Annotated in this window: 19 protein-coding genes; 8 read left to right on the top strand and 11 right to left on the bottom strand. The window is 69.2% G+C overall.

Translation table 11 applies throughout. The annotated features are described in order from the left end of the window. Positions 1–56: 56 nt before the first annotated feature. Positions 57–686 (top strand): hypothetical protein, encoded by a 630-nt coding sequence (locus tag BBX35_RS13870; protein WP_141687861.1) that lies wholly within the window; start codon positions 57–59, stop codon positions 684–686. Between the two features lies 1 nt (position 687). Here the strand turns inward: BBX35_RS13870 and BBX35_RS13865 are convergent, their stop codons facing one another. Next, complete coding sequence (locus BBX35_RS13865; RefSeq protein ID WP_208979838.1) at positions 688–1,356, bottom strand: response regulator transcription factor; 669 nt, start codon at positions 1,354–1,356, stop codon at positions 688–690. Positions 1,357–1,677: 321 nt separating this feature from the next. Here BBX35_RS13865 and BBX35_RS13860 point away from each other — a divergent pair, with 321 nt between their 5' ends. The 3 genes from BBX35_RS13860 to pip all read left to right on the top strand — a co-directional run bounded on the left by BBX35_RS13860 (position 1,678) and on the right by pip (position 4,905). Next, positions 1,678–1,980 carry a DUF4212 domain-containing protein gene (locus tag BBX35_RS13860; protein ID WP_067221122.1) on the top strand — a complete coding sequence of 101 codons (303 nt, stop codon included), beginning with the start codon at positions 1,678–1,680 and terminating at the stop codon, positions 1,978–1,980. Next, positions 1,977–3,800 carry a sodium:solute symporter family protein gene (locus tag BBX35_RS13855; protein ID WP_067221119.1) on the top strand — a complete coding sequence of 608 codons (1,824 nt, stop codon included), beginning with the start codon at positions 1,977–1,979 and terminating at the stop codon, positions 3,798–3,800. The genes BBX35_RS13860 and BBX35_RS13855 overlap by 4 nt, the downstream gene beginning before the upstream one ends. A gap of 139 nt (positions 3,801–3,939) precedes the next feature. Further along, positions 3,940–4,905, top strand: a complete 966-nt coding sequence (pip, locus tag BBX35_RS13850; RefSeq protein ID WP_067221116.1) for a prolyl aminopeptidase — start codon at positions 3,940–3,942, stop codon at positions 4,903–4,905. A 3-nt stretch (positions 4,906–4,908) separates the two neighbouring features. Here the strand turns inward: pip and BBX35_RS13845 are convergent, their stop codons facing one another. Then, on the bottom strand, positions 4,909–5,388 hold the full coding sequence (locus BBX35_RS13845; protein WP_410176277.1) for a secondary thiamine-phosphate synthase enzyme YjbQ: 480 nt from the start codon (positions 5,386–5,388) through the stop codon (positions 4,909–4,911). A gap of 212 nt (positions 5,389–5,600) precedes the next feature. Here BBX35_RS13845 and BBX35_RS13840 point away from each other — a divergent pair, with 212 nt between their 5' ends. Together BBX35_RS13840 and BBX35_RS13835 are read left to right on the top strand one after the other, a co-directional pair. Next, entirely contained in the window at positions 5,601–6,569 is a 969-nt protein-coding gene (locus BBX35_RS13840; RefSeq protein ID WP_067221113.1) for an alpha/beta hydrolase, read from the top strand. A gap of 55 nt (positions 6,570–6,624) precedes the next feature. Then, the gene (locus tag BBX35_RS13835; RefSeq protein ID WP_067221110.1) at positions 6,625–7,497 is read left to right on the top strand and encodes an acyl-CoA thioesterase; all 873 of its coding nucleotides are present in this window, start codon (positions 6,625–6,627) and stop codon (positions 7,495–7,497) included. Positions 7,498–7,533: 36 nt separating this feature from the next. Here BBX35_RS13835 and BBX35_RS13830 read toward each other — a convergent pair whose 3' ends face one another. From BBX35_RS13830 to BBX35_RS13810, 5 genes are all read right to left on the bottom strand, one after another. Beyond that, positions 7,534–8,019 (bottom strand): hypothetical protein, encoded by a 486-nt coding sequence (locus BBX35_RS13830; RefSeq protein ID WP_067221107.1) that lies wholly within the window; start codon positions 8,017–8,019, stop codon positions 7,534–7,536. 77 nt (positions 8,020–8,096) lie between these two features. After that, positions 8,097–8,717, bottom strand: a complete 621-nt coding sequence (locus BBX35_RS13825) for a 2-hydroxychromene-2-carboxylate isomerase (RefSeq protein WP_067221105.1) — start codon at positions 8,715–8,717, stop codon at positions 8,097–8,099. Between the two features lie 91 nt (positions 8,718–8,808). Beyond that, on the bottom strand, positions 8,809–10,461 hold the full coding sequence (locus BBX35_RS13820) for a cisplatin damage response ATP-dependent DNA ligase (RefSeq protein WP_067221102.1): 1,653 nt from the start codon (positions 10,459–10,461) through the stop codon (positions 8,809–8,811). An 18-nt stretch (positions 10,462–10,479) separates the two neighbouring features. Further along, a complete protein-coding gene (locus BBX35_RS13815; protein WP_083206291.1) occupies positions 10,480–10,902 on the bottom strand; it encodes a YybH family protein in 423 nt (140 codons plus the stop codon). After that, complete coding sequence (locus BBX35_RS13810) at positions 10,899–11,993, bottom strand: ligase-associated DNA damage response exonuclease (RefSeq protein WP_067221605.1); 1,095 nt, start codon at positions 11,991–11,993, stop codon at positions 10,899–10,901. Before BBX35_RS13810 ends, BBX35_RS13815 begins: the two co-directional genes overlap by 4 nt. A gap of 87 nt (positions 11,994–12,080) precedes the next feature. Between BBX35_RS13810 and BBX35_RS13805 the strand changes: the two genes are divergently transcribed. Both BBX35_RS13805 and pdeM read left to right on the top strand, forming a co-directional pair. Continuing rightward, the gene (locus BBX35_RS13805; RefSeq protein ID WP_067221100.1) at positions 12,081–14,600 is read left to right on the top strand and encodes a ligase-associated DNA damage response DEXH box helicase; all 2,520 of its coding nucleotides are present in this window, start codon (positions 12,081–12,083) and stop codon (positions 14,598–14,600) included. Then, complete coding sequence (gene pdeM / locus BBX35_RS13800; protein WP_067221098.1) at positions 14,597–15,322, top strand: ligase-associated DNA damage response endonuclease PdeM; 726 nt, start codon at positions 14,597–14,599, stop codon at positions 15,320–15,322. The genes BBX35_RS13805 and pdeM overlap by 4 nt, the downstream gene beginning before the upstream one ends. 5 nt (positions 15,323–15,327) lie before the next feature. Here pdeM and BBX35_RS13795 read toward each other — a convergent pair whose 3' ends face one another. The 4 genes from BBX35_RS13795 to BBX35_RS13780 form a co-directional block, all read right to left on the bottom strand. After that, a complete protein-coding gene (locus BBX35_RS13795; protein WP_067221095.1) occupies positions 15,328–15,825 on the bottom strand; it encodes a DUF3429 domain-containing protein in 498 nt (165 codons plus the stop codon). Between the two features lie 54 nt (positions 15,826–15,879). Beyond that, positions 15,880–16,668 carry a TIGR02186 family protein gene (locus BBX35_RS13790; RefSeq protein ID WP_067221093.1) on the bottom strand — a complete coding sequence of 263 codons (789 nt, stop codon included), beginning with the start codon at positions 16,666–16,668 and terminating at the stop codon, positions 15,880–15,882. Next, positions 16,665–17,600, bottom strand: coding sequence for a sulfite exporter TauE/SafE family protein (locus tag BBX35_RS13785; RefSeq protein WP_067221090.1), 936 nt, complete (start codon positions 17,598–17,600; stop codon positions 16,665–16,667). Before BBX35_RS13785 ends, BBX35_RS13790 begins: the two co-directional genes overlap by 4 nt. A gap of 234 nt (positions 17,601–17,834) precedes the next feature. Next, on the bottom strand, positions 17,835–22,154 hold the full coding sequence (locus BBX35_RS13780; protein ID WP_067221089.1) for a peptidoglycan-binding protein: 4,320 nt from the start codon (positions 22,152–22,154) through the stop codon (positions 17,835–17,837). Positions 22,155–22,385 lie beyond the last annotated feature (231 nt).

The raw sequence follows: 22,385 nt of genomic DNA, 5'->3' as shown, positions 1-22,385 counted from the left end.
CGTCGTCGCCACGCCCCAGCGACCGGATCGCGCGCAGACGGGCCAGAGAGACGAGAATGACACGACTGCTGCCAATGGCGGGCACCGCGCTCGCCCTGCTCCTCACCGCCTCTCAGGTCCAGGCCTCGGGCTGTATCGCCGCAACGCCCGGAACCAACCTGTCTGCCGAAGAGGCGGCGGCCGTCTACGACTGCCTCAAGGACATCCTCCTCGACGGCTACAGGCAGGGCGACAAGCGCTGGATCCCGGCCGACTACGTGGAGGATTACCGGTCGTGGTCACCGGCCAGCCGTCACCCGGCCTTTTCCGAGGCGCATGGCGGACGCCACCTGGTCACCTATGTCAATGAGATCGGCGCGGCGGACTACCTGCGTTTCGACGAGAGCGAGACGGAGATGCCGGTCGGGGCGCTGCTTGCGGCGGAGTCCTTTTCCGTCGACGACCGGGGCCGCGCACAGCCGGGCCCGCTGTTCCTGATGGAAAAGGTCGAACGAGGTCGCTCGCCGCAGACCGGCGACTGGTTCTACATGGCAGTGGCACCGAACGGCTCGCCGATGGTGATGGACGTCATTTCGTCCTGCAGCGCCTGCCACCAGTCCAGGTTCGGCCAGCGGGGCGGGCTCGGCTATCCGCCGGCCGAAGCGCGCGCCCAGCCCGTTTCCGCCTCCGGCAGCCAGCCGGAATAGCTCAGCGCGCCTCCGCCGTCAGCCACTGCCCCTGCTCGATTTTGGCTGCCGCGATGACGGCCTGCGTCCGGCTTTCGACGCCGAGCTTCTGCAGGATAGCCGAGACATGCGCCTTCACGGTCGCCTCGGAAACGCTGAGCTCATAGGCGATCTGCTTGTTCAGCAAGCCTTCCGACAGCATCATCAGCACCCGCACCTGCTGCGGCGTCAGCGTGGACAGGCGCTGCGCCATGGCGCTCGCTTCGCCATCAGCCTCGCCCAGGTCGACGTCGGGCGGGGTCCAGCTGCCGCCGGCCATCACCTGCGACACCGCCTCGCGGATAACCTCGATGCCGAGCGACTTGGGAATGAAGCCGGAAGCGCCGAGCTCCATGCAGCGGCGGATCGTGCCGATATCCTCGCTGGCCGAGACGATCACGACCGGCACGCTCTGGTACTGGGCGCGCAGATACATCAGACCGGAAAAGCCGCGCATGCCGGGCATCGACAGGTCGAGCAGCAGCAGGTCGACCTCGCCATGGCGCTCGAGCTCGGCGGCCGCGTCCTCGAGCGTTCCGACCTCCACGATCCCGGCGCCCGGATAGAGCCGCTCGATCGTCTGGCGCAGGGCGCCGCGAAACAACGGGTGATCGTCCGCCACCACGAAATGATACGTCGCGCTGTCCGGCACGCCGGTGTCCTCCATAGACGCTGACCGCGATCGATCGCGCGCTTGCCGCACGGGCCCCTCCCAGAACCCGGACGGACGTCGCCTCTTCTCCAGCGAGATCGCGGCTTCGCTCCCCCCAGCCGGCGCCCCCCGGCAGACCGGCAATCCGCGGCATTATCGCCACTGGCCCGCCCGGCATCAAGCCGTGCCGTGCGGCGGCGAACCACGCGCAGTTACGGGAACGGCGACGGATCGCGCAAGCTGGCCACACGGGGCATACTGAAAGCTGCACGAATCGCATATCCAGATTGATGGCTCCGTTCGGGATGCCGGAGGACTTGGATGACCTTTCACGGAAAGCCGGGCACGTCCCCGCTGCAGCGCCGCTGGCGACGCACGATCGGCCTCGCCCTTGTGACGATTGCCGGTCTGGCTGTCTTCGCCCTGGTCGTGCCGCTGTTCGTCGGACCGCTCAACGCACTCCGCTTTGCCGGTTTCCCGCTCGGCTACTACATGGCCGCGCAAGGTTCGCTGATCGCCTTCCTCGCGTTGACCGTCTGGTTCATCCGCCGCCAGGAACGCCTCGACCGCGACGCCGGGGTCGCCGAACCCGAGCCGCTCGATGCGGGAGACGAGCTCAGATGAGGAAGGACAAGCTCGCCAGCCGCGCAGGCCAGCTCTACGGCACGGTTGCCGGGCTGCTTGCCGCCTTCATCGCCGGTCTCGTCGTCCTGGAACAGATCGGCGTGCCGCAACAGGTCCTCGGCTATCTGTTCGTCGCGGCGACCTTCGTCCTTTACGCCGGCATCGGCATTGCCAGCCGCACCGTTCACGTCACCGATTACTATGTCGCCGGGCGTCAGGTGCCGGGCGTCTTCAACGGCATGGCGACGGCGGCCGACTGGTTGAGCGGCGCGTCCTTCATCGGCCTTGCCGGCACGCTCTACATGCTCGGCTTCGACGGGCTGGCCTATCTGCTCGGCTGGACCGGTGGTTTCGTCCTGGTCGCCGTGCTGATCGCCCCGTATCTGCGCAAGTTCGGGGCCTTCACGCTGCCCGACTTCCTGGCGGTGCGGTTCGGCGGCCATGCCGCCCGGCTGACGGGCGTGGTCGTGCTCTTCGCCTGCTCGTTCACCTATGTGGTGGCGCAGCTCTACGCCACCGGCCTGATCGCCTCGCGTTTCCTCGGCATTTCCTTCGAGACGGGCGTCTATGTCGGCCTTGCCATCGTGCTGGTCTGTTCGCTGCTCGGCGGCATGCGTTCCATCACCTGGACGCAAGTCGCGCAGTATCTGGTGCTGATCGTGGCCTTCATGCTGCCGGTCGCGATCCTGTCGGCGCAGCATTTCGGCATGCCGCTCGCCCAGTTCGCCTATGGCGCGGCGCTGGAGCAGATCGCCGCTCTGGAGCAGCAGATGCTCGCCTCGGGCCTTGCCGATCCCGACACGCTGGTCCGGCATCTCGTTCCGGGCGAAGCCCTCGATCCGCTGAACTTCGCGGCGCTGGTCGTCTGCCTGATCGTCGGCACCGCGTCGCTGCCGCATCTGCTGATGCGCTTCCTGACAACGTCGAGCGTGCGCGATGCCCGCCGCTCGGCCGGCTGGACCCTGTTTTTCGTCCTGCTGCTCTACGCCACCGTTCCCGCCTATGCGGCCTTCGCCAAGCTGGAGGTCTACCAGAACGTCGTCGGTGCCAGCCTCCAGGCGCTGCCCGACTGGATCTACACCTACGGCCGGCTCGGCCTGGTCGAGATCTGCGGTGCAGCGGCGAGTTCCGCCGATGCGGTGCGCGCGGCCTGCGCCGCCGTGCCGGAGAGTGCCGGCGTGCTGCGGCTTTCGGATCTCGCCATCGACCGGGACGTCATCGTGCTGGCCCTGCCGGAGATCGCCGGCCTGCCCTACGTGATCGCGGTTCTGGTCGCGGCTGGCGGTCTCGCCGCGACCCTGTCGACCGCCAACGGCCTTCTCCTGGCCATCGCCAACGCGCTGGGGCACGACGTCTACTACCGCACGCTCGACAGCCGCGCCCCCGCAAGCCGGCGCCTGCTGGTCGCCCGTCTTCTGCTGCTGGCAGCCGCAGCCGTTGCGGCCATCGTGACGGCAAGTCGCCCTGCCGACATCCTGTCGATGGTGGCCTGGGCCTTCTCGCTAGCCGCGTCCGGCTTCTTCCCGGCCCTCGTGCTCGGCATCTGGTGGAAGCGCTGCACGGCGGCCGGCGCGGTCTGCGGCATGATCGCCGGCTTCGGCCTGACGCTCGCCTATCTGCTCCTGACCCGGTACGGCGGCATGGGCGAGTGGTACGGCATCCAGAACACATCGGCCGCGATCTTCGGCGTGCCGGCCGGCTTTGCCGTCGCCATTCTGGTCAGCCTCGTCACCCGCGCGCCCTCCCGGCATGTCCAGGCGATGGTGGAGGAGATCCGCAAGCCTGCCGGCAAGCCGGTGATGATCGACGGGGCGCCCTGACCGCCTGCGTGCTCGACGCCAGGCCTCGCCGACTTCACGGGGAGAACTGCGGGTGCGCTCGACACGCGCAGGCGACAGGGACGGCACTTCAGGGTACCGTTTGCCCCTTGCCCGCCTCCCGCGCAGACGGATACCGACCATGACAGACGCGCTTTTCCCCTTGATCGAGCCCTATCGCACCGGCCAGCTCGCCGTCAGCGAGCTGCACACGATCTATTTCGAGGAATGCGGCAATCCTCAGGGCATTCCCGTGGTGATGCTGCATGGCGGGCCGGGCGGGGGCGCGGGCGAGATCATGCGCCGCTTTCACGATCCGGCGCGCTACCGGATCGTGCTGTTCGACCAGCGCGGCTGCGGGCGCTCGACGCCGCATTCGGAGCTGCGCGAGAACACCACCTGGGATCTGGTCGGCGACATCGAAAAGCTGCGTGAGCACCTGGGCATCGATCGCTGGCAGGTGTTCGGCGGGTCCTGGGGATCGACGCTGGCGCTCGCCTATGCGCAAACCCATCCCGAGCGGGTCACCTCGCTCGTCCTGCGCGGCATCTTCCTGCTGCGGCGGGCCGAGTTGCTGTGGTTCTACCAGGAAGGCGCGAGCTGGCTCTATCCCGACCTTTTCGCGCCGTTCCGCGACCTCATCCCGGAGGACGAGCGCAGCGACATGATCTCCGCCTATCATCGGCTGCTCACCGGCACGGACGAGGCGATGCAGTTCGAGGCGGCGACCCGCTGGGCGCGGTGGGAGGGCTCCACCCTCTCCGTGCTGCGCGACCCGGCGCGCGAGGCGGCCTTCTCCGATCCGCACTACGCCCACGCCTTCGCGCGCATCGAGACGCATTATTTCGTCAACGGCGGCTTCTTCACCCATGACGACGAGTTGCTGCGCAATGTCGGGCGGATCCGCCATATCCCGGCGGTGATCGTGCACGGGCGGCACGACGTGGTGACCCCGGCCAAGAACGCCGTCGATCTGGCGGAGCTCTGGCCGGAAGCGGAGCTCAGGATCATCGAGGACGCGGGCCATGCGGCCAGCGAGCCGGGCATCGTCGCCGCCCTCGTCGCGGCCTGCCGCAAGTTTGCGGACGATCCGGAGGCTGCCGGCTGACGCTCAGGTGCCCAGATAGCGCAGCGTCAGGCTGCGCTGCTGCGCTTCACGCCGGTGCTCGACCAGATAGACTTCCTGCCAGGTTCCCAGATCCAGCCGTCCGGCCACCACCGGCACCCGCAGGCTGACGCCGGTGAGCATCGTCTTTACATGCGCGGGCATGTCGTCCGGCCCTTCCGAGCGGTGACGCCAGCCGGCGTCCTCCGGCGCGAGCCGCGCCAGCGCGTCCAGCAGGTCAGCCTGCACATCCGGATCGGCGTTTTCCTGAATGGTCAGCGATGCCGAGGTGTGCCGGAGAAAAACGGAAAGCTCGCCGTCGCGGGCGTTCTGCTCGGCGAGCCATCCACCGAGGCTGCGGCCGATGCCGTAGAAGCGCTGGCCGGACGTCGCGACCATCAGCCGTCCCATGCGCTGGCGCAGGTCCAGGCCGTCGTCCTCGAAGGTCCAGGTCTCGAAGATCGGATTGCGATAGCTCTGCCGCATGGTTCCATCCGCCTCGCCACGGCGGCGAAGTATGCCGCCGACCGGCCCTGCACGCAAGACGCGCCGCAGGCAGTGGTCTGACGTGAAACCACTTTTTGCCGATAGATCAAGCAGTTTAGTGGGTTGGGGCTTGGCAGGAGGTTGTCATACGACTAGCCTTGTCGCGCGAACCTTCCCTTCAGGCACGACTGGTAGACGAGGCGCCCGGCGACATGGCCGAAGACGAATCTTCCCACACGCCTTTCGGTCCGGCATCCGCCGAAACGCTGGCCTTCAACAAGGACCTGCAACGGCGCCTGACGCTGTTGCCGGACCAGTGGTCCTATCCGCCCGCGGTGGTGCGCGAAAGGCGCGCGCAAGGGCTCGGCCCCTTCCCGCTCGCGCCCCGCTCGCCCGATGCGCGGGAGATCGCCGTCCCGGGGCCCCATGGCGATGTGCGCCTGCGGATCCTGGCACCGAAGACGCGCCCGTCCACCGGGGCCTACCTGCATCTGCATGGCGGCGGCTGGACGTTGGGCGCGGCGGATGAACAGGATCCCCGCCTTTCAGAGCTTGCGGAAGCCACCGGCCTGACCGCTGTCTCCTGCGAGTATCGGCTGGCTCCCGAGCATCCGTATCCGCAAGGGCCCGACGACTGCGAAGCGGCGGCGGCCTGGCTGCTGAGCGAGGGCGAAAACCTGTTCGGCGGCAACCGCTTCGCCATAGGCGGCGAATCGGCCGGCGCCAATCTGGCGGCTTCGGTGCTGTTGCGGCTGCGCGGTCGCTCCGACCTGCCGGCGCGCTTCGGCGCCGCCGTGTTCACCTGCGGCTGCTTCGACCTGCGGCTGACCCCGAGCGCCCGCAACTGGGGCGCCGCCAAGCTGGTGCTCAACACCCGCGACCTCAAGATGTTCGTGCGCCACTATCTGTCGCACGGCCACGATGCGGCAGAACCCGACATCTCGCCGCTGCTTGCCGATCTTGGCGGTATGGTGCCGGCGCATTTCGTCGTCGGCAGCGCCGACCCGCTGCTCGACGACACGCTGTTCATGCATGCCCGCTGGGTCGCGGCGGGCAATGCAGCCGAAATCGCCGTCCATCCGGGCGGCTGTCACGTTTTCCAGCATTTCGATCTTGAGATTGCCCGGGAGAGCAACCGGGCCATTGATGCCTTCCTGAACCGCAGCCTGGCCACCGCCTGACCGCCTTTCCCGTCCGGGCCCCATCCCCCATCCTAGAGCCACCGAGACGCCGCCCATGCCCGCCTTCGAGACATTGCTGTCTTTCGTCAATTGCTGGGAATGCGATGAAAACGACCATCTCAACGTCCAGTTCTACCTGTCGCGCTTCGACGAGGCCGACCGGCAGTTCCGTCTGCTCACCGGCCTGAGCGACGCGGTCGCCGGCGTTCGCCGCGCCCGCCACGTGCGTTATCACGCAGAGCTCTATTCCGGCGACACGCTGGTGATGACCAGCCATATCGCCTTCGACGGCCCCTACATGCTGACGGTCGTGCACCAGCTGCGGCGCACCATCGACGGCGCCATCGCCGCCACGGCGGTGGACGGCTACGCCCCGTCGGACCAGGTGGCGCGCGAGCTGCGCCGCCGGTTCGAGGATGCTGCGGCGCCGATGCCGGATGCCGCCCTGCCGCGCAGCCTGCCGACGACGCCCGAGACCCTGTCGATGACCGCGCGCCAGATCGAGGCGGCCGGTGCCACGGTGACCAACCGCGCCACCGTCCTGCCGCGCCATGCCGGACCGGACGGACGGGCGGAGGACGGTTTTGCCGTCGGCTGCTTCAGCGATGCGGCCTCGCATCTGTGGAACCGCACGCCGATGACCGAAGCCTGGCTGGAGGCCCGCGACTACGGGCGGGTGGCAGTGGAAATGAAGCTGGTCTGGGCGAGCCCTCTGAAGATGGGCGAGCCGGCGGTGACGATGAGCGGGCTCACCGGCGCGTCGACCTCCACTTTCTCATTCCGCCATTACCTCTTCGAGGCACGTACCCTGCGGCTGGCGGCCGTCTGCGACGTGGTCGCGCTGGCGATGAACCTGAAGACCCGCAAGGCGGTAAAGCTGGAGGACGATGTCCGCAGCGGCATCATCAAGGCCGTGCTGAAGCACTGACGCTGTCTCGATTGCGCCAGGGGGAAGCGGCAGCGCCTACTCGGCGAAGCTGTCGAACTCCTGGCGCAGCGTCTTCATCATGCCGAAGAAGCGGCGCATCGCCTTTTCGGTGAAGTCCATCGCGCGGTCGATGTCCTTCTCCTCCTCAGGCGTCAGGCTGTGACGCTCGGGCGCCGGGGGCGCAGGCCCCTCGGCAGCCGGCGGCTCGCCGGCCTTTTCCGCCAGCCGGCGGTTTTCCGCACGCAGGCTCGCCACCTCCCCGGACAGGCGGGCGATCTCCTCTTCCAGCACGATCTGGACGTCCGGCACCAGAACGCAGCGCCAGGCCTCGTCGCGCTTGAGGCACTGAGAGATGCGGCCGGTCTGGCGGTCGAGCCGCAGGAAACTCTCGCCGGCGGGCGAGAGGACATAGCGGTCCGGATCCGCATCGGGACGGTCGCCCGACCCGGCCGACGACTGGGCCAGCCCGGCGGCCGGCACCATGGCACCGATCAGGGCAAGGCAAATCGCTATCCGCTTCATGTCGCTCTCCGCAAGTCTGGGCCGGCTGCCATCATGACGCGCCGACGTGGCGAAAGCGCGGCGTCGCGCCGCGCCTGTTACGGCTGCTCGTAGGGCGGGCGACCGCTCACAAGGGCCTCTTCCAGCAGCGCAAGCCGGTCCTGGCCCCAGAACACCTCGCCGTTGAGCACGTAGCTCGGCGAGCCGAACACGCCGCCGGCAATCGCCTCCGACTGGTGCTCCTCGTAGCGATCGACGATCGTCTTCTCGCCGGCATGGGCGATCACCGCCGCCGGGTCCAGCCCGAGCCCGGTCAGGATCGCGACATGCACCGCCTCGTCGGCGATGTCCTTCTCGTTCACCCAAAGAGCCTCGAATACCGCCTGCGTGTAGGCCGCGACCGGGCCGCCGTCGATGGCCAGCGCCAGGGCGATCCGGTCGGCAAGATCCGGATTGACCGGAAAATACGCGGGCTGGAGCGTCAGCGGCACCTTGCGATGCGCACGCCAGCGCTGCAGCTCGATGAGGCGATAGGCCTGGCGCACCGGATGGCGGCGGGCCAGCGGCAGACCGCCTGTCTCGGGAAACACCGCCGCCAGCGACACCGGACGGAAGCGCACGGCGTAGCCCTGCTTGTCCGCCATCTCCAGGAAGGCGGCATGGCCCAGATAGGCCCAGGGGGACGCGTGGGTGTAATAGTAGTCGATGACACGTTGCATACGGTGCGGACCTCGCTCGGTAATCGTCGCGAGGCACCCTGCGACGGGACGGCCCGGCAATCAAGTGACCTCGGGCAACCACACGGCAATATCAACGTATCGCCGTGGCCTCGTCCTGCGGTAGCAGGGCCAGCAGCGCCTCGATGCGGTCCGCCTCCGCCGGCGGCTTGTCCCAGCGCAGCCGCGCCACCCGCGGAAAGCGCATGGCGACCCCCGACTTGTGGCGGGTGGAGCGGTTGAGCCCCTCGAAGGCGACCTCGATCACCAGGCCGGTCTGCGGCTCGTGGCGAACCTCGCGCACCGGACCGAAGCGATTGATCGTGTTCTGGCGCACGAAGCGGTCGATCTCCAGCAGCTCCTCGTCGGTGAAGCCGAAATAGGCCTTGCCGACCGGCACCAGCTCCGCGCCCTCCTCGCCCTCCCTCCAGACGCCGAACGTGTAGTCGGAGTAGTAGGACGAGCGCTTGCCGTGGCCGCGCTGCGCATACATCAGCACCGCGTCGACGCGGAAAGGATCGCGCTTCCACTTGTACCACTGCCCCTTGGGCCGGCCCGACACGTAGGGCGCGTCCCAGCGCTTTAGCATCAGGCCTTCGATGGCGGCCGCATCCTCGCCTTCGTGATGATCGGCCGGCGCCTCGCGGGCGCGCGTCAGCGCCGCCCAGTCGGGCGATGGCACCAGCGGCGACAGGTCGATGCGCGGATGATCGAGCTGCTTCAGAAACTCTTCCAGCATCGCCCGGCGCTCGCGAAACGGACGCTCGCGCAGATCCTCGCCACCCAGCGCCAGCAGGTCGTAGGCCCGGATCGCAGCCGGCAGCTCGCGCATCATCTTGGCCGGGACGGTCTTGCGGTTGAGGCGCTGCTGCAGGGCGTTGAAGCTCTGCACCTTGCCGTCGATGACCACCAGCAACTCGCCGTCGAGCGCGGCATCGAAGTCGAGCGTCTCGACCAGATCGGGAAACGCCCCCGAAATGTCGTCGCCCGTCCGGCTGTAGAGCCGTCGGCGCAACCGCCCGTCGCGCCCCGCCGACACGGCTGCCTGCACGCGGATGCCGTCCCACTTCCACTCGGCCGCGAAGTCCGCGGTGTCCAGCACCTCCATGTCGCGCGCTTCCAGCGGATGCGCCAGCATGGCCGGGCGGAACGGCACCGGATCGTCGGTCTGCGGTTGCTCGCCCTCGCCCAGCGCCCAGGCGAACAATCCGTAATAGGGCGGCGAAAGCCCGTGCCAGACCTGTTCGATGTCGTCCGGCTGCAGCGATCCAAGAGCCGCGACCGCGGTCTTGGCGAGGCGCGCGGAGACACCGACGCGCAGGCCTCCGGTGACCAGTTTCAACAGCGCCCAGCGGCCGGTTTCGTCGAGCGCGTCCAGCCATCCGGCGATCATGCCAGGCGCTTCGCCGCGCCCTGCCTGCTGCAGCCGCTCCACCACCTCCGGCAGGTCCGGCGCAGCCGTCTCTTCGCCCGCCGCCGCCGGCCAGATCAGCGCGATGGTCTCGGACAGATCGCCGACGAAATCATAGGAGAGCTCGAAGAGGTGCGGATCGACCCGCTCGGCGACCAGCGCCCGCAGCATCGCCGGCTTGGCATGGCGGAAGCTGAGACCACCGGTCAGCGCGGCAAGCGCCAGCCCGCGCGCCGGGTCCGTCTCGCTGCGGAAGTAATCCGTCATCAGCGCGAGCTTGGCGGACCGGCGCGGCTCGAAGGACAGCCTGTCCAACAGGGCGGCGAAACGCTGCATTAGTCCTCTACGGGTTCCTCAGGGCTCGTTGACGATCATGGCGATCCGCCAGGCATCGCCGTCGTAGATCAGGTGATAGTGGCAGGTGAACTCGATCACAGCCTCGCCGTCGGCATCCGACTGGGTCCAGGTGAGCGTCGCCATGGCGGCATCGCCTTCCACATGGGCGGAGAGAATGTCGAAGGCCGAGGCCACCACCCCTTCCTTCTCCAGCGCGGCGAACAGCTTCTCGATGTTTTCGAGCAGTTCCTCGTCGTCCTGGAAGACGTTGCCCTTGCCGAACTGCCAGATCACCGCCGGATAGGCGAAGCAGTCGGCCACGGCTTCCGCGTCGTAGTCCTCGAAGGCCTCGCGATAGTCGTCGAACAGGTCGAGCAGCTCTTCGTCATAGCCCTCGTCCGGCTCCGTCAGGCCGTCCGGTTCCCGATGCTCTTCGCTCATGTCGTGCTCCCGATTCCCGCGGCCCTGTCCGCCGCCTCGACGTTACCTGCCGGCTCGGCCGCATCGCCCTCGTCGCCATAGCCGATGAGGTTGAGCGGACGGGCGGCCAGCCCCTGTTGCCGGCACCAGTGGACGAGGGCCTCCTCGGCGCCGTGCGTAACCCATATCTCGCCGGCCCCGGTCTCCGCCACGGTTTCCCGCAAGTCATCCCAGTCGGCATGGTCGGAGATCACCAGCGGCAGCTCGGCGCCGCGCTGGCGGGCGCGGGCGCGCACCCGCACCCAGCCGCTGGCGACCGCCGTCACCGGATCGCCGAAGCGCCGGGCCCAGCGGTCGGCAAGCTGGCCCGGCGGGCACAGCACGATCTCGCCGGCCAGCTCCTTCGCCCGCCGCCCGACCGGCTCCAGCGTGCCCAGATCGATCCCTTGCGCCTGATAGTAGCTGCAAAGCCGCTCCAGCGCCCCGTGCAGGTAGATCGTGCGCTCGTAGCCGGCGGCCCGCAGTTCCGCGATCACCCGCTGCGCCTTGCCGAGCGAATAGGCGCCGACCAGATGCGTGCGCCCGTCGAACAACGACAGGCTTTTCAGCAGCTTGCCGATCTCCTCGGCGACCGGCGGATGGCGGAAGACCGGCAGGCCGAAGGTCGCCTCGGTGACGAAGACATCGCAGGCCAGCGGCTCGAAGGGGGCGCAGGTCGGGTCCGCCTGGCGCTTGTAATCGCCTGACACCACGACGCGCGTGCCCTTCGCGGTCTCGATCTTCACCTGCATGGAGCCGAGCACATGGCCGGCCGGATGGAAGGAAACGGAGACGTCGCCGATCCGGATCGCTTCGCCCGGCACGGCCTCCTGGCGGGTGCCGGTGAAATCCTCGCCGTAGCGGATCGCCATGATGTCGAGCGTCTCGCGCGAGGCCATCACCGCGCCGTTGCCGGGGCGCGCGTGGTCGGCATGGCCGTGGGTCACCAACGCGCGCTCGACGGGCCGCACGGGATCGATGTGAAACCCGCCGGCGGGACAATAGAGCCCTTCCGCCGTCAGGGTCAGCACGTCGCCGCCGGTCGTTCCGGCTGAAGAGGAGGCCTCACGCATCATCCTCCCTATGTAGGAGTGTTCGGGCGGATTGGAAATGCATCCCCGGCTCGACGAACAGACAAGGAACAACTATCTCTGAAGCCGATGGATGCCGCAGCCCCACCCCTTCTGCCGGAACGCTTCTCCCGCTGGTTCGAAAGCCGCGGCTGGAGCCCGCGCGCGCATCAGCTCGAGCTGCTGGAGACGGCCCGCTCGCGCCGCTCGGTGCTCCTGATCGCCCCGACGGGCGCGGGCAAGACGCTGGCCGGCTTCCTGCCCAGCCTCGTCGCATTGTCCGAGCGCCCGCGCCGCAAGCCCGGTTCGGCCGGGTCGCGCCGGGGCGTCCACACGCTGTACGTCTCGCCGCTGAAGGCGCTGGCGGTGGACATCGCCCGCAACCTCGAAGCCCCCGTCGCAGGGATCGGCCTCGACATCCGCATCGAGACCCGCACCGGCGACACGCCCGCCCACAAGCGGCAGCGGCAGAAGCAGGTCCCGCCGGACATCCTGCTGACGACGCCGGAGCAGATCGCCCTGCTCCTGTCGGACGCGCAGGGGCGCGAGATGCTCGCCGACGTCGACACGGTGATCCTCGACGAGTTGCACGCGCTGGTGACCTCCAAGCGCGGCGACCTGCTCGCCCTCGGTCTTGCCGCGCTGCGACGGATCGCGCCCTCGCTTCGCACCATCGGCCTGTCGGCAACGGTCGCCGAACCGGACGAGCTGCGCGCCTGGCTGGTGCCGCAGAGCGAGGACGCCCCCCGCGCCCTTGCCGACGTCGTCACGGTCGCCGGCGGCGCGGAGCCGGACATCACCATCCTCGACAGCGACGAGCGGCTGCCCTGGTCCGGGCATTCGGCCCGTCATGCGGTGCCCGACATCTACCGGATCATCTCGCAGCACCGGACCTCGCTCGTCTTCGTCAACACGCGCTCGCAGGCCGAGATGCTGTTCCAGGCGCTGTGGCACGCCAACGAGGACAACCTGCCGATCGCCCTGCATCACGGCTCGCTCGATGTCGGCCAGCGGCGCAAGGTCGAAGCGGCGATGGCTTCGGGCGCCTTGCGCGCCATCGTCTGCACCTCCTCGCTCGACCTCGGTATCGACTGGGGCGATGTCGACCTCGTCATCAATGTCGGCGCGCCGAAGGGGGCCAGCCGCCTCGCCCAGCGCATCGGCCGCGCCAACCACCGGATGGACGAGCCCTCGCGCGCAATCCTGGTGCCGGCCAACCGCTTCGAGGTGCTGGAGTGCAAGGCCGCGCTCGATGCCTCGCGGGCCGGCCGGCAGGACACGCCGCCGCTGCGCAAGGGCGCGCTCGACGTGCTGGCCCAGCACGTGCTCGGCTGCGCCTGCGCCGGTCCGTTCGATCCGCTGGAGCTGTTCGACGAGATCCGTTCGGCCGAATCCTACCGCGAGCTGACCTGGGAGCGGTTCGAGCAGGTGATCGATTTCGTGGCGACCGGCGGCTATGCGCTGCGGACCTACGACCGCTATGCGCGGCTGAAGCGGCAACCGGACGGCCGCTTTCGCCTGTCGCATCCCAAGATCGCCCAGCAGTACCGGCTGAATGTCGGCACCATCGTCGAGGCGCCGATGCTCAAGGTGCGGCTTGTGCGCTCCAAGTCGGAAGGACGGCGCACGCCGATCGGACGCGGCGGACGCATGCTCGGCGAGATGGAGGAGTGGTTCGTCGAGCAGCTCGCCCTCGGCGACACGTTCCTGTTCGCCGGCGAGATCCTGCGCTTCGAAGGCCTGCGCGAGAACGAGGCCTATGTCTCGCGCGCCCGCGCCGAGGCGCCGAAGGTCCCCTCCTATCAGGGCGGCAAGTTTCCGCTGTCCACGTATCTCGCCGCCGGCGTGCGGGCGATGCTCGCCGATCCGGCCAGCTGGCAGGCCCTGCCCCACCAGGTGCGCGAGTGGCTGGAGATCCAGAAACTGCGCTCCGCCCTGCCGCAGCCCGACGGGCTGCTGGTCGAGACCTTCCCGCGTTCCGACAAGCACTATCTCGTCTGCTACCCGTTCGAGGGGCGGCTTGCCCACCAGACGCTCGGCATGCTGCTGACGCGGCGGCTGGAGCGGCTGGGCGCCCATCCGATGGGCTTCGTCGCCAACGACTACGCGCTGGCCGTGTGGGGGCTGGGCGATCTCGACGCCCTGATCGCACGCGGCCAATTGTCACTCGACGAGCTGTTCGACGAGGACATGCTGGGCGACGATCTCGACGCCTGGCTGGCGGAATCCAGCCTGATGAAGCGCACCTTCCGCACCTGCGCGGTCATCGCCGGACTGATCGAGCGCCGGTTTCCAGGCCAGGAAAAAAACGGCCGGCAGGTTACGGTCTCCGCCGATCTGATCTATGACGTTCTGCGCCGGCACGAGCCGGATCACATTCTGCTGCAGGCGACTTTCGCGGATGCGGCGACAGGACTTCTGGATATCTCCAGATTGGGCGAACTTCTTGCCCGAATTCGGGGGCGAATCGCGCATACTTCCCTTGCGCGGGTTTCGCCGCTTGCCGTTCCGGTGATGCTGGAAATCGGCAAGGAACCCGTGTTCGGCGAGGCGCAGGAAGCGCTTCTCGCAGGGGCCGCAGGCGATCTGGTCAAGGAGGCTATGGAGTGAGGCCGTTTCTTGCCCGCAACGAGGTGCGACGCTTTGCACCCGTTTGCCATGACATCTCCATCGCGGGCGAAATCGTCGGCCTTCACGACAGCGGTGCCATGTGGTGGCCGGACGAGAACACGCTCGTCGTAGCCGACCTGCATTTCGAAAAAGGCTCGTCCTTCGCCCGCAAGGGCCTGATGCTCCCCCCTTACGATACCGCCGCGACGCTGGAAAAACTGGCCGAGGCCATCGATGCCTTCCAGCCGACCCGCGTCATCGCGCTCGGCGACAGTTTCCACGACGGCGAGGGCTCCGACCGCCTGCCCGCCTCCTACCGGGCGATGCTGACGACGCTGCAGCTCGGCCGCGAGTGGATCTGGGTGACCGGCAACCACGACCCCATCGCGCCGGTCGGGCTGTGCGGCGAGACGGTGGACGAAATCGCACTCGGCGGCCTCCTGTTCCGCCACGAGCCGCAGGACGGCGCCCCTCCGGGCGAGATCGCCGGACACCTGCATCCGGCTGCCCGCATCCGCCGCTACGGCCGCAGCGTGCGCCGCCCGTGCTTTGCCACCGACGGAACCCGGCTGGTGCTGCCCGCCTTCGGGGTGTTCACCGGTGGGCTCAACGTTCTCGACACCGCCTGGGGCCCGTATTTCCCGGCCCGCGAGTTTTCCGTCTTCATGCTCGGCGATGGCCGGCTTTATCCCTTTACCGCCACCCGTCTCGTTTCCGACTGATCCCCTTACGCCACGCGGCCCATCAGCAAGCCGGCAGCCGCCACCAGCAGCGCCACGGTGACCACCACGCTGAGCCGCCTGCGCAACGTCGCATACCACAGCGGCAGGGAACCCGTGGCTGCGGCCCGCTGGTCCCAACCCGCCTGCATCAGGAACCCGCCCGCCAGCACCACCATTGCCGCAACCGGCGGCAGGAGCGCGGCGCCCCAGCCCAGCAGCGACGGCAACACCGACAGCACGAATTCGCGCATGCCCCGCTGGCGTCCGGCCATGGCGATGCCCCAGCGCACGCCGCCAAGGAACGACAGGATCACCGCGCCATAGATCGCCGCCGCATGGGCTGTCGGCTCGACGAAGGGCGGCTGGACGCCCGGTATCGCTGCATAGCTGAGATAGAACGCGGCGAAGACGAAAGGGAGCAGCCCGGCATAGCCGAGCCGCACGGCGACAGCCGGGCCCGGCTGGGCCGCGAAACGGGTGAGGTCTGGTTTGGTCGCTGCCACGTGCTCCTCCGCGCTTGTGTCCCGCTGTTGGCGGGTGTTTTGCGCGAATACGTGTCAGTCGCGGCGGAAGATCACTCCGGCCAGCCAGCCGGTAAACACCGCCAGCAGCACCGCCAGCAGACCGTAGGCTGCCGAATATTGATGCGCGAAAATATAGGTGTATTGCTCGAAGCCGGTCTTGGCGACGCGCAGCGGCATCTGCGTCTCGGCCAGCAGCGTGCCGCCCTGCAGCAGATAGGCCGTCACCTTGTAGTCGCCGACGGGAATGTTCGCCGGCAGCGCGACCGAGGTGCGGAACAGCGAATTGCCGAGGAAGTCGATGACATCGTGGCGCTCGGAATAAAGGCCGCTGGCCTGGCGCAGGCGCAGGAAGGCGGCGCGGAAATTGTCGCGATCGCTGATCGGCACGTCCGAGGGACGGGCAATCCGCAGGTTGAGGAAGTTCAGGCCGATCCGGTGCTCTTCCAGGATCGCGCGCGAGGAGAGCTCGTGCGGCGGCCGGGTCGTATGCACAGCAAGGAAGCTCGGCACATCGGCAAAGACCTCGGCGTCGCGGTTGACCCAGATCCCGAGGAACCGCCCCTTGCGACGGGTGGTGATGTCGCTCTCCGGACCGGAGACGACCACCGCAATGTCATAGGGGTCGGGCCGGCCGACCGTTCCCGCGTCGCGGGCGATCTCGCCGAAGACGACGATGTTGGTGCCGGTATAGTTGGACTCGATCCGCACCACGTCGGCCGACAGTGCTGCGGTCAGGCTCTCCGCCCGCACCGGCGCGCCCGCTTGCGCGGTCAAAGCGGCGAACAGGCCGAGGACCGGCAGGAGGATGCGGCGGCCGGTCATTGCGCCGGCTCCAGGATCGGCGCGGGATCGACCGCGTAGAGCTCTTCCGGCTGCACCAGCAGATTGACGGCAAAGCGCACGCCGACGCCGAGCACCAGCAGCGCCAGCAGCAGGCGCAACTGGTCGCCGCGCAGCTTCTGCCCCATGCGCGCGCCGAACTGCGCGCCGATGACGCCGCCGACCATCAACAGCATGGCCAGCACGATATCGACCGATTGCGTCGACATAGCATGCAGCACGGTGGCCGCGGCCATGGTCACCAGGATCTGCAGCAGCGAGGTGCCGATGACGATGTTGGTCGGCACCCGCAAAAGGTAGATCAGCGCAGGCACCATCATGAAGCCGCCGCCGATGCCCAGGATCGTGCCCAGAAAGCCGATGATGGCGCCCAGCCCGATGATCGGGATGATGCTGACGTAAAGCCGCGAGCGGTAGAACCGCATCTTCAGCGGCAGGCCGTGGACCCAGTTGTGCTGCCCCGGCCGGCGCGCCGTCACCTTGGCGCCGGACCGTCGCCGCGCCATCGCGCGCAGGGACTCGAACAGCATCAGCCCGCCGATGGCGCTGAGAAAGGTGACGTAGGACAGCGAGATAACCAGGTCGAGCTGGCCGAGCGTCTGCAGGATGCCGAACAGCCACACGCCGACCGCCGAGCCGACGACACCGCCGACCAGCAGCATCCAGGCGAGCTTGAAGTCGATCATCTTGCGCCGCCAGTAGGCGACGACGCCGGATGTCGAGGAGGCGACGACCTGGGTGGTGACGGTGGCGACGGAGATGGCCGGCGGGATGCCGGAGAAGATCAACAGGGGCGTCAGCAGGAACCCGCCGCCGATACCGAACAGGCCCGACAGGAAGCCGACGGCACCACCCATCCCGAACACCATGAACATGTTGATCGGCAGTTCGGCGATGGGCAGGTAAACTTGCACGGCACACCGGCGGCTTGTGGCCGCTCGTCCCCGACGGGCGGCGTGGTGGTTGATGAAATGGCCCGCTGCGTTCCACGCCTGTGGCGATTGAGGTTCGCAGCCCCCGGAAGCCCATGCTTTTCCTAAGGATAAAGCCTGCCAGCTTCCCTTATGTCAACGTGAAACGGGCGCATTTGCGGCTGCGCCCGTCCCTTTCCCTGAATGCGTCCGCCAGCGACCGGGCAGGCGGCCGGGTCAGATGTTCTCTCCGGCCAGCGCCTTCACCAGATCGGCCGAGATCGCACCGGTGACCGGCAGGCCGTTGGCCTGCTGGAAGGCACGCACGGCCTCGCGGGTGCGCGGCCCGATCTGGCCGTCCGGCGTGCCCGGATCGAAGCCGCGCTCGGCCAGCAGCTTCTGCGCGTTCATCACCATCTCGCGCGGGTCCAGCGACACGTTGGCGCGCGGCGCCTCGATTTCGGCGGGCACCGACCAGGCCGGGTTGAACTCCACCTGGTTCGCCGCAGGGGCGCGCGGGGCTTCCTTCCAGGTCTCCACGGCGATGCGGGCCTCGGCCAGTTGCTCGCGGGAGAGCATGTTGGCCAGCTCGTCGCGCTTGTTGCCGGCGTCCCGGTCGCCCTGGCGGGCGGCAAGGGCGAACCACTTGTAGCTCTCGACCAGGTTCTTCTCGAGGCCGAGCCCGCGGGCATAGAGAATGCCGAGATTGTACTGGCTGTCGGCGAGGCCGAAATTGGCGGCCTTCTTGAACCAGTAGGAGGCGTCGTTGAACTCCGGCGTGCCGGACAGGCCCTCCGCGTAGAGCACCGCGAGATTGTGCGCGGCCTTGGCATTGCCCTGCTCGGCGGCGCGGCGATACCAGTCGCGGGCCGTCTCCAGGTTCTTCTCCACGCCGCGGCCCTTCTCGTACAGGCTGCCGAGGCGGTACTGGGCGGGCGCAAGACCTGCATCGGCAGCCTTGCGGTAGTAGCTGGCGGCCTGCTTCAGGTCCGGCTGGACGCCGGTGCCTTCCGTATAGTTGACCGCGATCGCGAACAGCGCTGCCGGATCGCCGCCGGCGGCCGCCTGACGCAGGACGACGGGGCCGGCTTCGGCCGGAATGCCGCCGATGGCCGCACCCGCAGCCGGACCGGCCGGCGCCATCGCCGTGGTGCGGGACGCAAGGTCGAGCGAGGCCGGCGCGCTGCCCGGCGTCTGGAACTGCGCACCGGGGATCATGCCGGGAATGGCGCCCGGTGCGGTCGAGAAGGCATTGCCGGACACCGCCGGCGGCGCAAAGGCAAGGTCGGTTCCCGGCTCGGAGGCAGGCGCGGCTTCCGCCCCTGCCGGCGGCACGTCGGCCGTGCTCATGGCCGGGCCGTCCTGCACCAGGTCCGGCATGTCCATGCCGCTCATCCCGGCATCCGCCGTGGACGTGGCAGCCGGCGGCGGCGATGCCTGTTCGGGCGGCGCCTCGCTCGCGAGCTGCCGTGCCCTTGGCGCCTCGGTTGCGGCACCGGCGGCAGCGGCGCCCGTGTCGGCGCTTGCGAGGGCCGGCACATTGGCCGTCGCCTCGATGGTCGGCGGCGTCTGCAGCGACGCGACATCGCTCTCGGACGGCGAGACCAGCTTGAAGATCTGCAGCGCGCCGACGGCGATGATGACCGCGGCGGCGGCCAGCATCACGGCACGACGGCCGCCTGCGGAGAACAGCCTGCGGCCGCCCTTGTCTTCCGTCGCGCCGTCCTCGGCCTCGACCGGATCGGCTGCACGCATGTCGGCCCGCAGGTCCTCGGCCAGCTCCTCGCGGCGGCTGCGCGCGGCATCCGAACGCGGGCCCTCGCGGCGGTCGCCGGCCAGCGGCCGCGGCTCCACCGCCTCGGCTGCGACAACGGCTTCCGGCGCGTCCTTGTCCTTGGCCTTGCCACGGCCGAGCTTGGAGCGCAGCCAGCCGGCAGCGCTGGCGCGCGGCTTGTCGTCGGACGAGGACGAGCCCGTAAGGCCCGCGAAGGACAGGCCCGAGCCGGAGGCATTGGCCTCCTCGCTGGCCGCCTGCGCGGCGCGGCGGGCAGCCGCGATGAAGTCCGCCTTGCGGTCGCGTCCGTCCTGCGGCTGGGCGCCGGTACGCGCAGCCCCCATCGGCGCGGCGGGCCGTGCACCGGCCGGCCGGGCGGCCGGGCGCTGCGGCGGCACCGGAGCAGCGGCCCCGGCTGCAGCGAACGGCATCTCGGCACGCGGCATCACGGGCGCGTCCATGCGCGGCTGCGCCTGCTGGCGCACGCGCGGCTTGCCCGAGCCCGGCTCCAGCGGACGGTCGTCCTCCGGCCCCGGGGCCGGCATCATGGCGACGCGGGTGTCCTGCTCCAGCGCCATCAGGCGGTTATTGATCGAGGCCAGCACGTCCTGGACGCTGTCCATGGACTCGCGCGCCCGGCGCTCGGAGCTGGTCGCTGCCTCCATCAGGCGGTGGAGGTCGCCGCGCAGGGCCTGGGCGACATCGCCGCCCCCTGCCCCACCCGACTGCAGCGCGTTCTGGATCTCGCCGAGACGGGCAAAGCCGCTGTCGGCCGCATCGAGCTTTGCGGCAAGCGCCGCGATCTTGTCCTCGACCTGCGACAGCACCGCCGCGTCGTCGCTGGCCGCCCCGCGGTTCACCGCCTCGGCAAGGTCGCGCAGCTGCGCTTCCAGGTCGTTCACCGAAACCGGCTGGGAAACACTGTCGCGCAGCGAGGCGATCTCACGGCGCAGGGTCTCGAACTCGTCGCCACCGGCGGACGTGCGGCCCGCGTCGAAGCGCTCGTTGAGATTGGCGATGCCGGCCTCGAGGCGCGCGATCAGGTCCGCCTCGATACTGGCCTGCTGGCCTTCGGCGACGAGCGTCACCCGGTCCGGCCGGTCGAGGGCGTTGATCTTGCCGTCGATGGCGGCGAGCCGCTTTTCCAGCAGCGTGAAGGCCGCGTCGTAGCTGGGCGGCATCTGCCGCGCGTTCTCGATCCGCTTCAGCCGGCCGGCGATCTCGCCCAGCTTCTCGTCGAGCTGCGGGTCGTTGCGGGTGTTGCGGTCGTCCGCCAGCATGCTGGCGATCTCTTCCAGGCGATCCTGAAGCCGGTCGACGGCGCCGGACTTCGGCAGCCGGTGCTCGATGGCACCCATCCGCTCGGCGAGATGGCGCTGCTCCTCGACCAGCCGGTCGATGGTGTCGAAACGCTGCGACAGCGCGCTCATGCGCTCGTCGATGCCGGCGAGCAGGTCGCCGACGTCGAAGCGCTCGACGAGGTCGCGCACCGCGCGGATCTCGCCGCGCAGCAGGTCGAGATCGGCACCGCCGCTGCGGCGGACCAGCTCCTCCACCCGGTGGCCGATATCGGCGACGCGGTCGTCAAGCGCTGCGAGCTGATCGCCGCGCGGCACGATGCGGAAGGCGTCCTCGATATCGGCGAGACGGCGGCCGAGATCGGCAACCAGCCGCGGCTCCAGCCGGTCGCGGGACATCTCGTCGAGGCGCTGCACCAGGTGTGCGTAGCCGCTTTCCAGCGTCTGCAGCATGCCCTCGACATTGGACTGGCCGATCATCGAGCGCAGGTCGGAAATCTCGGCCCGGACCTCGCGAACGAGCCGCATATCGCCGCGGTCGGCACGCAGGCGCTCCACCGCATCCGACAGGCGGCGCATCTCGCCGGTATCGCGGGAGGCGACACGCTCGCGCTCGGCGCGCAGGCTCTGGGTCAGGAAACCGCGCAGGTCGGCGATCTCGCGGCGGAGCACGCCGAGCTGGTCGTCGCGGGCACCGGAGGCGCGGTCGACCCGCTGGGCGAGATCGCGGATCAGCGGGCGCAGGTCCTCTTCGGCGCGCTCCTCGCGCCAGGCCGACGGACGGCGGTAGTCGTCCTCGTGCGCCTCGCGCCAGTCGCCGCGCGGGGCGGCGGCCGCCTGGCGGGCATCGTCGTAGCTCTCGTGCGGCCGGTCGTCGTAGTCCGGCTCGCGCTCGTCACAGGCAGCGGCATGACGCGTGTCGTAACCGGCCTCGCGGCGCGCATCGCGCGGGGCATCATAGGCCTCGTCGCGCCAGTCCGCGTTCCACTCGTCGCGGGCCTGCGGCGGCGCGGGACGGCGCGACGCACGGGTCGGAGCCTGAGCGTGGGCTGCAGCGGCCCTGGCCGGCCGCATGCTGCGCTGCTCGGCTTCCGCCTCGTGGGACATGTCCTCGACCCGGCGGTCCAGCCGGTCCAGCGCGCTCAGCACGGCCTCGATCCGGCCGCTGCGCGATCCGGCAGGTGAACCGGAGGGCGCCGCGGCGGGAGCGGCGGGGCGTTCGTTGCGGGCGCGGGCGGCGGCGGCGCGGCGCGCCTGGCGGTTGCCGGCGGCGGCCGGCTGCGGCGCGTCCATCAGGCGGCCCAGGGCATCGGCGACATCGTTGAGCTGCTCGCGCGCCCTCGCCCGGTCTCCGCGCTGCGGCTCGGCGGCCGGTGCCCGGCGCCGCGGCTCGTACCAGCTTTCCGGCTCACCCTGCGCCTCGCGCCCGTAGCCATCTTCCTGCGGAAGGCCGCGTTCACTGCGATGTCGCGCGTTCCAGGACATGAACTGCCTCTCAAACCCATGTTGGGGGCGCGGGCCGCGCCAGCATTTTTCTTCGCCCCGGTCGGAACACGGCTACACAGGACCCGGACGAGCTTGCCGTAGACTGTCGCCGCTTATGGTAAACAGGCCGTTAAATCCCGGATTTACATGGTTAACGACAGGTAAACGCAGCTTGCGGTTCGCAAGCCTGTTCACGGGAACGGATGGCGGGGCGCTTGACGCTTACGTGCA

Source organism: Stappia indica (genome assembly GCF_001696535.1).
Taxonomy (GTDB): domain Bacteria; phylum Pseudomonadota; class Alphaproteobacteria; order Rhizobiales; family Stappiaceae; genus Stappia; species Stappia indica.
The sequence above is the reverse complement of the archived record's forward strand: the minus strand, read 5'-3'. Positions and strand labels throughout refer to the sequence as shown.